The organism is Pseudomonas sp. W15Feb34, assembly GCF_023127765.1.
GTDB lineage: Bacteria > Pseudomonadota > Gammaproteobacteria > Pseudomonadales > Pseudomonadaceae > Aquipseudomonas > Aquipseudomonas synxantha_A.
The window spans coordinates 63,175-76,260 of sequence record NZ_SPKN01000050.1 but is presented as its reverse complement, the minus strand read 5'-3'; the positions used below and the strand labels follow the sequence as shown (position 1 = coordinate 76,260).

Annotated in this window: 12 protein-coding genes; 6 read left to right on the top strand and 6 right to left on the bottom strand. The window is 60.3% G+C overall.

Annotated elements, in window-relative coordinates:
* Positions 1–35: 35 nt before the first annotated feature.
* On the bottom strand, positions 36–1,703 hold the full coding sequence (locus E4O97_RS26165; RefSeq protein WP_248162691.1) for a GMC family oxidoreductase N-terminal domain-containing protein: 1,668 nt from the start codon (positions 1,701–1,703) through the stop codon (positions 36–38).
* Between the two features lie 129 nt (positions 1,704–1,832).
* Here E4O97_RS26165 and E4O97_RS26160 point away from each other — a divergent pair, with 129 nt between their 5' ends.
* Entirely contained in the window at positions 1,833–2,726 is an 894-nt protein-coding gene (locus E4O97_RS26160) for a LysR family transcriptional regulator (protein WP_032876753.1), read from the top strand.
* A gap of 123 nt (positions 2,727–2,849) precedes the next feature.
* Here the strand turns inward: E4O97_RS26160 and E4O97_RS26155 are convergent, their stop codons facing one another.
* The 3 genes from E4O97_RS26155 to E4O97_RS26145 form a co-directional block, all read right to left on the bottom strand.
* Positions 2,850–4,709: a DUF3857 domain-containing transglutaminase family protein gene (locus E4O97_RS26155; protein ID WP_248162688.1), complete on the bottom strand. Its 1,860-nt coding sequence runs from the start codon at positions 4,707–4,709 to the stop codon at positions 2,850–2,852.
* A 178-nt stretch (positions 4,710–4,887) separates the two neighbouring features.
* Positions 4,888–6,234, bottom strand: coding sequence for a glutamine synthetase family protein (locus tag E4O97_RS26150; protein ID WP_032876747.1), 1,347 nt, complete (start codon positions 6,232–6,234; stop codon positions 4,888–4,890).
* 11 nt (positions 6,235–6,245) lie between these two features.
* Positions 6,246–6,803, bottom strand: coding sequence for an XRE family transcriptional regulator (locus E4O97_RS26145; RefSeq protein ID WP_032881000.1), 558 nt, complete (start codon positions 6,801–6,803; stop codon positions 6,246–6,248).
* Positions 6,804–7,071: 268 nt separating this feature from the next.
* Here E4O97_RS26145 and E4O97_RS26140 point away from each other — a divergent pair, with 268 nt between their 5' ends.
* Both E4O97_RS26140 and E4O97_RS26135 read left to right on the top strand, forming a co-directional pair.
* Positions 7,072–7,380, top strand: a complete 309-nt coding sequence (locus tag E4O97_RS26140; protein WP_005786954.1) for an RcnB family protein — start codon at positions 7,072–7,074, stop codon at positions 7,378–7,380.
* A gap of 88 nt (positions 7,381–7,468) precedes the next feature.
* Positions 7,469–8,662, top strand: a complete 1,194-nt coding sequence (locus E4O97_RS26135; protein ID WP_032876744.1) for an MFS transporter — start codon at positions 7,469–7,471, stop codon at positions 8,660–8,662.
* Here the strand turns inward: E4O97_RS26135 and E4O97_RS26130 are convergent.
* Together E4O97_RS26130 and E4O97_RS26125 are read right to left on the bottom strand one after the other, a co-directional pair.
* On the bottom strand, positions 8,625–8,897 hold the full coding sequence (locus E4O97_RS26130) for a DUF1652 domain-containing protein (protein WP_005786957.1): 273 nt from the start codon (positions 8,895–8,897) through the stop codon (positions 8,625–8,627). The genes E4O97_RS26135 and E4O97_RS26130 overlap by 38 nt on opposite strands.
* 103 nt (positions 8,898–9,000) lie before the next feature.
* On the bottom strand, positions 9,001–10,497 hold the full coding sequence (locus tag E4O97_RS26125) for a helix-turn-helix transcriptional regulator (RefSeq protein ID WP_032876741.1): 1,497 nt from the start codon (positions 10,495–10,497) through the stop codon (positions 9,001–9,003).
* Between the two features lie 203 nt (positions 10,498–10,700).
* Here E4O97_RS26125 and E4O97_RS26120 point away from each other — a divergent pair, with 203 nt between their 5' ends.
* From E4O97_RS26120 to E4O97_RS26110, 3 genes are all read left to right on the top strand, one after another.
* Positions 10,701–11,669: a hypothetical protein gene (locus E4O97_RS26120; RefSeq protein WP_019821429.1), complete on the top strand. Its 969-nt coding sequence runs from the start codon at positions 10,701–10,703 to the stop codon at positions 11,667–11,669.
* A 78-nt stretch (positions 11,670–11,747) separates the two neighbouring features.
* A complete protein-coding gene (locus tag E4O97_RS26115) occupies positions 11,748–12,368 on the top strand; it encodes a lipoprotein (RefSeq protein WP_032876738.1) in 621 nt (206 codons plus the stop codon).
* A gap of 358 nt (positions 12,369–12,726) precedes the next feature.
* The gene (locus E4O97_RS26110; RefSeq protein WP_078820869.1) at positions 12,727–13,071 is read left to right on the top strand and encodes an FKBP-type peptidyl-prolyl cis-trans isomerase; all 345 of its coding nucleotides are present in this window, start codon (positions 12,727–12,729) and stop codon (positions 13,069–13,071) included.
* The last annotated feature ends 15 nt before the right edge of the window (positions 13,072–13,086 follow it).

Here is a 13,086-nt window from a genome sequence, read left to right as displayed (position 1 = left end):
CGGCGCCGCTGTTTTTCTTCATATATCGTCAACGATCACGCGGGGTGCCCTGCGGTGCGCGGTGCGGGTGGGTTTTTCGCGAGCAAGCTCGCGCCTACAGTGTTCGGTGAAAGGATCAACTGCGCGGCCTTCTCGGCGATCATCAGCGTCGGTGAGCAGGTATTGCCGGAGGTGATGCGCGGCATGATCGACGCATCGGCAATGCGCAGCCCGGGGATGCCATGCACACGCAGTTGGCTGTCGACCACGGCGTCCTTGTCATCGCCCATGCGGCAGGTGCCCACCGGGTGGAAAATGGTGGTGCCGATGCGTGCCGCGGCTTCGTGCAGTTGTGCTTCGGTTTGCAGCGCATCGCCAGGCAGGTATTCCACCGGCTTGAACTGGCTCAAGGCGGGCGCGGCGACGATGCGCCGGGTCAGGCGGATGGCGTCGGCGGCCACGCGCAAGTCCTCGGGGTGGCTGAGGTAGTTGGGTTGTATCAGCGGGGCATCCGCCGGGTTGGCCGAGCGAATATCCACGCGGCCGCGGCTTTGCGGGCGCAGGTCGCAGACCGATGCGGTAAACGCCGGGAAGCCGTGCAACGGTTCGCCAAAGCGCTCCAGGGACAGCGGCTGCACATGGTATTCAAGGTTGGCCGACGTCTGCTCCGGCCCGGAGCGGGCAAATGCGCCAAGCTGGCTGGGCGCCATCGACAGCGGACCGCTGCGGTCGTACAGGTAGCGCAGGCCCATGCCCATCTTGCCCCACAGCGTGCCGGCGATCTGGTTCAGGGTGCGCGCATTTTCCAGTTTGTAGATCAGACGCAGTTGCAGGTGATCTTGCAGGTTGCCGCCCACGCCCGGCAGTTCATGCACCACATCAATGCCCAACGGTTTGAGCACGTTGGTGGGGCCGATCCCGGAACGCTGCAGAATGCCCGGTGAGCCCACGGCACCGGCGCACAATATGATCTCCTTGCGCGCTTTCCAGCTGAGCTGTCGGCCGTGTTGGCGCCCGACAACCTGGGAGGCTCGGCCGTTTTCCAGCAGCACACGGTCGACCTCCACCTCCGTCAACACAGTCAGGTTGGGGCGTTGGCGGATCGGCTTGAGGAACGCCTTCGCCGCGTTCCAGCGCACCCCGGCCTTCTGGTTGACCTGGAAGTAGCCGCAGCCTTCGTTGTCGCCCTGGTTGAAATCGTTGATGTTGGCGATGCCGCTCTGGGCTGCCGCCTCACGAAACGCATCGAGGATCGGCCACGACAGGCGCTGCTGCTCGACGCGCCACTCGCCACTATCGCTGTGGAATTCCGATCCACCGGCAAAGTGGTTTTCGCTGTGTTTGAACAGCGGCAACACATCGTTCCAGGCCCAGCCCGGGTTGCCTGCTGCCGCCCAGCCGTCGTAGTCCTGGGCTTGGCCGCGCATGTAGATCATGCCGTTGATGGACGAGCAGCCGCCGAGCACTTTGCCCCGTGGGTAACTCAGGGCGCGACCTTGCAGGCCGGCCTGCGCCTCGGTTTTGAAGCACCAGTCGGTGCGCGGGTTGCCGATGCAGAACAGGTAGCCGACGGGGATGTGGATCCAGGGGTAATTGTCGCGGCCACCGGCTTCGAGCAGCAGGACGCGGTGGGCCGGGTTGGCGGACAAACGATTGGCCAGCAGGCAACCGGCGGGGCCGGCGCCGACCACGATGTAATCGTATTCAGCAGTTGCAATGGGCATCTGGGGGCTCGCTTGTTTTTCTTGTTGGCCCCATCCTAGTTGTTAGTTTTCGTCTTAAAAATGTTAGTTTTTACCCAGCTGCTGTGCGTTTTTAAACAGCGCGGTCCGGGCTCAGGCAATGGAGGCGATATGTTCGACTGGAATGACCTGCGGTTTTTTCTCGAGTTGCAGCGCAGTGGCCGCCTGCTCACCGCCGCGCAACGCTTGAAAACCACGCATGCCACCGTGGCCCGGCATATCGAGGCCATCGAGAAAAGCCTCGGCACCGCGCTGTTTGTGCAACACGCCCAAGGCTACGAACTGACACCCGCGGGCGAGGCGCTGCTCAAACATGCCGAAGTCATGGAGAACGTGGCGCTGCTGGCCGAAGACGAACTCACCCACTCAGCCGCGCCCTTGGGCAAGATACGTCTGGGGGTGGCCGAAGGTCTGGGCGTGATGTTCCTCGCCGGGCGCATGGGCGGGTTGTTCGAGCGTTACCCAGGTCTGGAAGTGGAGCTGGTGGCCGTACCGCGTTTTGTCAGCATCCTCAATCGCGAAGCGGAGATCAGCATCCACCTGGAACGCCCCAGCGTCGATCAATTGGTGACACGCAAACTCACCGACTACCGTCTGGCGCTGTATGCCAGCCGCGCTTATCTTGCGCGCAACCCGCCGATCGAAAAGCGCGAAGACCTCGCCGCCCATGCCTGGATCGATTACGTCGATGACCTGCTGTTCAGCCAGGAACTGAAGTTCCTCAACAGCTTCTGTCGCAACCCCAAGGTGGTGTTCCACAGCACCAGCGTGATCGCCCAGCACCAGGCGGCGCGTTCGGGGTTGGGCATTGCCGTGTTGCCATGCTTTATGGCGGCGGGCGACAAGGATTTGGTGCCGTTGCTGCCGGCAGAGAGCATCCAGCGCAGCTACTGGATCAGCTCGCGCCGAGAGCTGCACAAGTCTGTGCGGTTGCGGGTGTTGTGGGATTATGTGGTGGAGTTGTGTGCACGGGAGCAGCATTTACTACTCGGCGAATCCCGCTGACACACACGGACTAAAAGGTGCGAGCTGGCTTGCCTGCGATGGCGGTGTATCAGTCACTCATGTGCAAGCTGACCCGCCGCTATCGCAGGCAAGCCAGCTCCCACATTTGATCTGAGTTTGATTTTAGAGCTTAACTACCTGATGCACCTGCTCGGCACACGCCCGAGCCTCGTCAATCATCTTGCCGAACGCATCACTGGCCACTTCAGCATGGGTCAGCCAGCGTTTCTTCTGGCTCAGGCGATAGTGGTAGCGCAGCGAGCCATCCTGCAGTTTTCCGTCCAGGTCCAGGTCGTACCAGGGCGAGCGCACTGTGCAGCCGGGGATGGCTTTTTCCATCTTCCCGCCTGTCAGGGTGTAGGTGTAGTCGTAGGTTTCCGGGTTGCCCAGGTAAAGGTCGGCCTGTTGCCCCTGGCGGCGATAGTTGATGTAGCCCTCCCACCGGTCTTTCAACGACGGGTCGGTGTAGACATAGTCATTGGCCAGTTTTTCCAGGGCGCGCTGATCATTCATGCGCGCGGTGACGCTATAACCGTCATGCACCACAAAGCCGGTAGGTTCACGGGTGATCTGGCAGTCGCTGATGTCGTTGCCGAAGTTGGCGCAGATATTCTGGTCGGTGGCGGTGGTGCCTTGCTGGCGGTCGGCGACGCTCATTTGCATCAGTGGCAGGCGGCTGAAGGTGATAGTCGCCTTCACCGCGCCATCTCCCTCTTTGCCGTACTGCACTTGTTTGTCCAGGCGGATCGAAACTTCGGGCCGCTCCAGCGGGATGCGCTCTTCGCGCACCTGGCCCTGGGCGTCGTTGACCAGCACCCAGCGGTCCTGAATGTCGGGCATGATCTGGCCCGGGGCGAAGACCGGATTGGTCGGGTCAAGCCACCACACCTGGTCATTCACTTCGGCACGCACGATGGCGTGGTTAGGCGCCTGGGTACCCGGAATCAGCAAGGAGTCGACCACATCGCCACGGCTCACCCACGCGGTCTCGGCCTTGATGCCACTGGCCTTGAGCATGGCCGTCAGCAGCGTCGCCAGGTCCTTGCAGTCGCCGTAGCCATGCTGCTCGATTTCCGCCAGGCTGAATGGCACATAACCACGCTCGCTGGCCCGCCAGTCACCCAGGTAGCGGTAGTGATCATTGATGTGCTGCATCAGCGCAGCCACTTGCTCGGCCGGTGCCAGGCTGCGTGCGGCGGCCACGGCGGCGGCGGCTTGCGCCGGCAGGTTGGCGCCGAGAATCTGGTTGTAACGCTGGGCGAAATCACCGAAGTAAGCCTGGCGTTCCACGGCGCTACCGACTTCCAGGCGTGGGATGCGCAGCAGGGCGGCAGCGGAGGATTCATTGATGTAGTTGAGGTAGATCGGGGCTTTAAGCGCCACGTCCAGGGTCTTGCCGTTGCTCGAAGGGGTCACGTTGAACGCGTCGAACATTTCACTGCGCCACTGGATCGGGCGTTCGGCGGTAAAGCGCGCCTTGAAGCGATCACGGCGGGCCGCGCCGGGGCCGAACTTGAGCACGTAATGGAACTGGGTCATCAGCGGTTTGGCCGGGTAGTGCTGGCGTACGGTGTAGCGGATCTTTGTGCCCACGCGCAAGTTGGGGAAGGCCAGGGAGGTTTGTTTGTCGCGGCTGAAGCCCTGGTCCGGGTTGGGCGCGCTGCGCGTGTCGATTTGAGTGGCCGCCAGGGGGACCGGCTTGGCGCTAGGCTGGGTGGACTGTGCGCTGATCACCTCAAAGGTATCGCCTTCGGAGTAATCGAAGTCGATGCGCGAAAGCATTTCGCGGCCGTTGGGCTTGAGGATCGTGTAGCGGTAAGTGGTGGTGCAGTCGGTACTGGCGTCGCGGTTGAAGTGGCAGTGCAATTCGGTGTCGTTGGCCAACGGCGCTTCGGCAATAGGTTGCAGGGCAGCGCTGACGGAATGGGAAACAAGCCCCAGACTGATGGCAATCAAAGGGCGGTGAAACGAAAAACGGTACATGGGCGCCTCGGGTGACACATTGAAACAGCTACCCGGCGGGTAGCGAGAAGGCGCCGGATGATAATGGGTCTCAACGGCAAAAGCCAGGATTGTTCGACAATTTATCCGTCTGAAAGGCCCGTGCTAGAGCCTTTCTTTGATTTAAGTCAGGTTTTGGGCAAGTCAGTTTCGGTAGTTTTTAAAGAAACCAGCGATATTCCCGCGCATGAATCTCTTGCTGGAAAGCCAAGTGATCCTGGCGCTTGTTCTCGCAATATACATCGACAAATTCCGCGCCCAGCTTGTCGCGCACTACCGGTTGCTGCTGCATGGCGCGCACGGCGTCGAGCATCTCCACCGGGAAATCGGTACCGCTGTTACGGTCTTCGTTCAGCGATGTGATCGGCTCGCGCTTGGCCTCAAGCCCATGCTCCAGGCCCATCAGGATCGCCGCCAGCACCAGGTAGGGGTTGGCGTCGGCGCTGGCCAGGCGGTGCTCGATCCGCAGGTTGCGCGGGTCGGACTCGGGGATGCGCACGCACGCGTCACGGTCTTCAAAGCCCCAACTGGCACGGGTGGCGGCGTTGACGGTGCCACCCAGGCGGCGCAAGGCATTGTGGTTGGGCGCGAAGATCGGCATGCAATGCGGCAGCAGCTCCAGGCAACCGGCCACGGCGTGGCGCAGCGGTTGCTGTTGATGGGCGGCAAGCAGGTTATTGCCCGCCGCGTCGTAGAGGCTGACATGCACATGCATGCCGCTGCCGGGAAATTGCAGGTAGGGCTTGGCCATGAAACTGGCGCGGTAACCGTGCTTGAGTGCCACGCCCCGGGTGCTGCGGCAGAACAGCGCGGCCCAGTCGGCGGCGCGCAAGCCGTCGTCGCAGTGGCCAAAGTTGATCTCGAACTGGCCGGGACCAATCTCGGCCGTGATCACGGTGATGTCGATACCCTGTTCCTGGGCGGTTTGCGCCATGTCGTCGAGCACTTCGCTGAAGCGCGAGAGCCGCTCGATATGCAGGTTGGGCTGGTCGTCGGCGTCACCACTGAGCGGGTCCCGGGCAAATTGCGGCAGGCCGTTGTCGAGCTTCTTATCGAACAGATAGAACTCCAGCTCAAACGCTACCACCGGGTGGATGCCCTTGTGCTGCAAGCGTTCCAGCACCTTGGCCAATACTTCGCGGGGCTCGAACTCGATCGGCGCTGCGGTGCCGTCCGAGGTGATGAGCATTTGCCCCAAGGGCTGCGATTCCCAGCTAACCGGCTTCAATGTGCCCGGCACCAGGCGGCGATTGGCATCCGGGTCACCGTCGTTGAAGCAGTAGTCGCCAATCTTGAACAACCCGCCCTGAGCCCCCAGCAATACCGCGTTCTGCGGCAACTTCAACGGGCTGCCGGCGGCGACTTTTTCAAGCATCTCCACCGGGTAGCGCTTGCCGTAGAAATGCCCGGGAATGTCCAGGGCGATCAGGTCGACATAACGCACGTCGGGGTGGTTCTGGCGAAAGGTCCGTACTTCGGCCAGCAACGTTGCAGATGGGCTTTTCACGGGTGCAGCTCCTAGTTGTAAACCCACAGGACGCGGGCGGGCAGGTCGGTCAGGTTGGCGTAGCGGCAGTGGGCGAAACTGGCCAGGTGGAAACTGTCGCCTTCGTAGAGGGTGACTGCATCGGACTCACCCTCAACCCACAGGGTCAGCTCGCCCTCCAGCACAAAGCCAGCCTGCTCGGCGCGATCGCTCATGCTTTGCTCGCCGCTGTTGGCACCGGGGGCCAACAAGCTGTCGAGCATCGAGAAAGCACCGTTCATGCTCGGCGACACCAGGATGTCGGTGATGCCATTGGCGTAATACACCGTGCGCCGCTCGTTGGGGCGTGTCACCCAGTCCACCGCCTTGGGTTTGGGCAGGCTGTAGAAATAGGTGGTGGGCACATCGAGGGCGTGGCTGATGGCGGTCAGGTCGGCGACGGTGGGTTGCGACAACCCGCGTTCCACTTGGGACACAAACCCCACCGAGCGCTCGATCTTTTGCGCCAATTGCGCCAGGGTGAGTTTCTTGTGCTTGCGCAGGTCGTGGATCAGGGTCGCGAGAGTGGCGAGTTCTTGTTGCTGGTTCATGAAATTTAGTTCGAATAATTTCATGAAAAATTACATGATTAATTTCATGGAGGCAATCGGGAGGGAGTTTGAAGCGTATTTATTCTTGCTGGAACAGGAGCTGCAGGGGTGTAGCACGCGATCGGATGCGGATCGGGTGGGACAATTGTTGGCCGGACTGTATGGGTCAGCAAGGCCGAGCTGGCCACAGGGGAAACTGAGCGGGCTGAATGATTCTGCGCCGCCGCGGTCGGAACCTGGGTACGCACCATTAATTGAAGGAGCACCCATGAAGTCGAAAACCTTAGCCGCTTGCCTGCTGGTCGCTGCCAGCTTTTCCACCGCCAGCGCTGTAGTGCAGGCCGGCGATACCCCTCAGGAAACCGTGCAACCTTCAAACATCAACGCCCGTGATTTGAAAGAAGGTGATCGCGCCCCGGACATGTTGATGCGCGAGGAATCAGCGATTAAAGACTGGAAAAAGCGCGGCCTCAAACAGCCTGAGGATGAGAGCCAATGGGCGCGTGTAGGCGACAAGTACGTCCTGCTCAAAACCACCAACGGCACCATCCTTGAAATTACGCCGGTCAAGAAATAATTCTGCCGGGCCACCTGCTCGTTTCGTGGTTCATGCGTTAAGGTAACCGACCGCAATGGTCGCGTTACCTTCACAGGAAAGAAGCAGGATGCTTGCCACAATAAGAACCTACCCCCGCACGGTGAACCTGCTGCTGTGCGCCACCTTGCTGCTGACGTTGGCCAAGGCCATCACCTTTCCCTACCTGGTGATCTACCTCACCAGCCACTTCGCCCTGGACATTACCCAGGTTGGCCTGGTGATCGGCAGTTCGCTGATCGTCGGCTCGCTGCTCAGCGTGTACGGCGGCTTCCTGGTCGACCGCATCAACAGCTATCGGCTGTTGCTCGCATTGAGCCTGGTGTTTGTACTGGGGTTTATCGGCACGCTGTTGGCGCAGGATATCTGGGCGTTCTATGGCTGCCTGATCCTGATCAACCTGGCCTACGCGGTCATCGACATTGCGGTGAAAGCCGGCTTCGCCAGCCTGTTGCCCGAAGACGCACGCAGTGAAGTGTTTTCAATCAAATATACCCTCACCAATATCGGTTATGCCGTGGGGCCGGCCTTCGGGGCGATGGTGGCCAAGCTGGATATCAGCCTGCCGTTTATTCTGTCGGCGCTGTTGGGGCTCGGTTTTTTCCTGCTGTATTGGCGGTGGGGCGACCGCACCTTGGCCACTGTGGATGCCACGCAAAAACCGGTGCCGTTTCTGGCCGTCGCCCGTGTGCTGCTGCAAGATCGTCGCCTGGTGTGTTTCACCCTCGGCGGTTTGCTCAGTGCGGTGGTGTTCGGCCAGTTCACGGCCTACCTGTCTCAATACCTGGTAACCACCACCACCGCCGAATACACCTACACCGTGATCAGCGCAGTGCTGACCACCAACGCCGTGCTGGTGATTGCCTTGCAGTACCTGATTGGTCGGCGCATTTCGCATCGCTATCTCAGCCAATGGCTGATCGCGGGCTTGAGCATGTTCATGCTGGGGTTGATCGGTTTCGCGCTGTCCACCAGCGTGTTGTGGTGGGTATTGGCAATGGCGGTGTTTACCGTCGGGGAAATCATCGTGTTCCCGGCCGAGTACATGTTTATCGACCGAATCGCCCCGGACCACCTGCGGGGCATGTATTACGGGGCGCAGAACCTGTCCAATCTCGGTGCCGCGCTGGGGCCGGTGCTTTGTGGGCTGGTGCTGGCCAGCCTGCCGGCCCACTACATGTTCTATATGCTGGGGGCGTTTATCATTGGCGGCGGGGTGTTCTATTTCATGGGAGCGGCGATGAAGGCAAATCATCCAGCGTGAGCTTGCCGACGTTGTTGCTTTGCAGTTCGTAGCGCAACTCATCCACCATCTTCGCCACTTCCTGCGGGGTTTGCAGGCGGTTGGTGCTGATGCCGGTAACCACCAGGTCGACACGGCCGGTTTCTGCGTCGTAGACCTTGAGGGTCAAGGACGCATCCCGGCACAGGGTGAATTCGCACGTCAGCGGTGACAGGCCTTCTTCGATGCAGTTGCGCAGTTGAGAGAGGGTAAACATGCAGGTTCCTTCAAGGCATAAATACGATCCCTTGAAGGTTATGGCGTGCACCCTCGCGCCATAAGGCGAATTCGCACTAGGTGCACTAGTGCATTTGCAAGGGTCAGGGTTTGTTTTTAAGGCGCAATTCACCGGCGAACAGCCCGCGTTCACGGGCCCACACGATGGCCGCGCTGCGGCTGTGCACCCCCAGCTTGGAATACACCGTGGCCACGTGGTTGCGTACGGTATTGGGCGCCAGTTTCAGGCGCGAGGCGATTTCCTTGTCTGCCAGGCCCTCGCAGATCAGGCCCAGCACATCACGCTCACGGGCGGTCAGGTCGGTGAATGAGACATTCGGCAGGTTGGGGCTGTTGACGCTCTTGGCGTTGGCCAGTTTCTCGATCAGGGTCTGGCTGAACCAGGACGCGTCCTGCATGACTTCCTCGATGGCCGCCACCAGTTCCAGCTCCGAACGTTTGCGTTCGGTGATGTTCATCAGCACCATCAGGTAGCAGGGCACGTCCTGGATGATCACCGTGTCGGCTGACACCACGCAGTCGATCACCTCGTTGCCTTTCTTGCGCACCTTGAGGTCCTGGCCGTCCAGGTTGCCGGCTTTTTCCAGGGTGGCGAACAACTGCGCGCCGGCCTGGGGGCTGTCGATAAAGTTGATGTCTTCGATGGATTTGCCGATCAACTCCTCGCTGATGTAGCCGGTGATGGTCATGAAGGCTTCGTTGACATCCACCACCTGGCGGTTGTCGGCGCTGCACACCAGGGTCGGCACCGGCGTCAGGCGGAAGGATTTGGCGAAGCGCTCTTCACTCTGTCGCAAGGCAATTTCCGCTTTGCGTCGCGGCTCAAGGTCAGTGAAGGAAAACAACATGCAGTCTTCCTCGTTCATGTCCAACGGTTGGCCGGCGACGATCACCAGTTTGCTGCCACCTTCGGGCAATCTCAGTTCGGCCTGCATCTGCGGAATAGTTGCGCCTTCGCCCAGGCGCTGGATCGCCAGGTCCTTGCGCTCGGCCTGTTCCAGCACGTCCAGTTCATACACGGATTTGCCGATGACCTGGTCACGGTTGTAGCCGGTCATCTCCAGAAAACCCTGGTTGACCTTGATGTAGCGCAGGTCGCTGAGGCGGCAGATCACGGCGGGTGCGGGGTTGGCGTTGAAGGTTTTTTCAAAGCGTTGCTCGGCGCTCGCCCATTCGGTGGCGTCGCTGAGGATCAGCACCAGCAACTCCGGCTCACCCTGCGCGTCGGTCAGCACCAGGCTACGCAAGCGGTGCACCCAGTAGCGACTCTCGTCGGCGGCAGGGGTGACTTCCACCACCACATCGCTGAACTCTTCACCAGCGGCCACGCGGCTTAACGGGTAGCTGTCCAGCTGTAACGGATGGTTATTGCGATAGCGCAAGGCGAAACGCTCGGCGTAGGCCTCGGTATTGGCGCCCAGGTCTTCGACGGCGCTGACCCCGTGCATGGTCAAGGCAGCGTCATTGGCCCAGAGGATGGTCTGGTCGACCTCGGCCAGAATCACACCGTCGGACAACCCGGAAATGATCTGCTGCAACTGGCGGCGATTGGTTTCTTTGGCGAGAACATCGTGGGTCATAACGTCTCCGAAGGGGCGAGGCTTGAGTGCATTCGAATACGACATCCCGGCTTCAGGATAGTGCAGAGAATTTGCCTTGGGAGGAGTGCGAATGCACCACCCGGCCTGGTGCATATGAGCCAGGACTGAACGTATGTCGTTTCGCCACACTCACACTCAACAAGGCGCATTGCCTTGCTTCTAAATTTGAAAAGGACCTTTGTATGACCACTGTCTATGAAACCAATCGATCGCTATTTCGTGTGTCATGGAGCTCGGTATTGGCCGGTAGTGCAATCGCACTGGTGACCTACCTGGTGTTGAGTGTGTTGGGTACGGCTATCGGCGCCAGCGCCGTTGACCCGATGGAAGCAGGTAACCCGTTGAGCGGCTTCGGCACGGGTGCGGGTATCTGGTTGTTTGTCTCGACCTTGGTCGCCATTGCGTTGGGTGCGTTTGTGGCTGGACGCACGGCGCCGGATCGTGGCGGCCTGCACGGGGTGCTGACCTGGACCCTGACCACCTTGCTGACCACCTGGCTGTTGGCAGGCTTGGCTTCCAGCGTCGTCGGCACCGCCGGCAACGTCGTGGGTAAAGGCTTGTCTGCTGCCGGCAGTGGCATTGCGGCCGCAGCGCCGGGGATCGGCAACAGCATCAAGCAGCAGTTGAACGAGCAGGGGATCGAGCTGGACTGGAACAGCCTGCAAGGCCAGCTCGATACCTTGCTCAAGCAAAGCGGCAAGGCGGAATTGGACCCGGCCAACGTTGAGCAAAAAGCCGACCAGGCGGCTGCCGATGGCAAACAATCGGCCACCGATGCAGCGACCAACCCTGCCCAGGCCGGTGACGAGCTCAAGCAGTGGTTTGAACGCGTGAAAGCGTCCGGCGAGCCAGCCTTGAATGCAGCGGATAAAGAGGCCCTGGTCAACATCGTTGCGGCCCGTACCGGCAAGAGCAAAGAAGAAGCCACCCAGATTGTCGACAACTATGCCCAGGCATATCAGCAAGCCATGCAGAAGGTCGATGAGCTGAAAAAACAGGCTGAACAAAAAGCCCGTGAAGCCGGTGAAGTGGCCGCCAAGCAATTGTCCCGCGCTGCATGGAGCACCTTGGCCATGCTGCTGTTGGGCGCGGCTTTGAGCTTCTTTATTGGTCGTATCGCGTTGACTACCCGTCGCGTACCTTTGGCGTAAAACTGTCTGCGGCAAGGACGCCGTCTGTGGGAACGGGTAAAATGCTGGCCTTTTACCCGTATCCCGCAAAGGTGCCCCTTGAGCGCAGGCAAAGCCGTTGGACTGTTATTACTCACTTCTCTGTTGGCGGCGTGTGGCACCTCGCCGCCACGCACGCCCAATGACCTGTGCGGCATCTTTCGCGAAAAAGATGACTGGTACGACGCCGCCAAGGTCACGCAAAAGCGCTGGGGCGTGCCGATCCAGGTGCCGTTTGCGATCATGTATCAGGAGTCGGGCTTTCGCTACGACGCCAAGACCCCGCGTAAATACCTGTTGTGGATCATCCCCTGGGGCCGAGTGTCCACCGCTGCGGGCTACGCCCAAGCCAAGGATGAAGTGTGGAACGACTACCGCAAAGCCACCGGCCGCAGCGGCGCTGATCGCGAAGACTTCGACGACGCCATCGATTTTATCGGCTGGTACATGGACAAGACTTACACCATCAATGGCGTCTACAAATACGACGCCTATGGTCAATACCTGAACTACCACGAAGGTTGGGGCGGCTACCGCCAGCGCACCTACGCCAGCAAAGCCTGGTTGCTACCGGTGGCGAGCAAGGTGCAGGCGCGTTCGCAGATGTATGCGCGGCAATATGCCGGGTGCAAGGATGAGTTGGGGCGAGGCTTCTGGAGCCGGTTCTGGCATTGGTTGTAGAAACCGGGGCTGCACGCAAATCAATATGTGGGAGGGGGCTTGCTCCCGATAGCAGGGTGTCAGTCAATGATGCAGGGGCTGATGCGCCGCCATCGGGGGCAAGCCCCCTCCCACAGTAGATTGCGGTACGGCGCTGGTTCTGTGGCGAGGCTGTTGGCAGCCTGACAGCGGACGGCTATCTAATTGGCAGTGACCGACGAAGACTAGCCACGTGATTCGAACGGCGCAAGCGGTTGGGATTCTCTCGGAAGCGTCCTGCAAGTTAAAGGGAAATGTCATTGTTCCGACTGTTCCTACGCTTGCCAAACCCAGCCGAATCTGGGAAAACCCCAGCCTTTCACCCTTCAATGAGCCCCCCATGAGCAACGACGAACTGCAAGTCACTGACATCCGCCTGGGCACCGGCAAAACCGTGGTCAAGGGCGCGCTGATCACCACCCAATACACCGGCACCCTGGAAGATGGCACGGTGTTCGATTCGTCTTGGGAGCGGGGCAAACCGTTCCAGTGTGTTATCGGTACCGGTCGCGTGATCAAGGGTTGGGACCAGGGCTTGATGGGCATGCAGGTTGGCGGCCTGCGCACCTTGTACGTACCGGCGCACCTGGCCTATGGCGAACGCTCGATGGGCGTGCATATCAAGCCAAACAGCAACCTGCGTTTCGAGATTGAATTGCTGGAAGTGCTGACGCGGGATGATTGAAGAGATTGAATATGG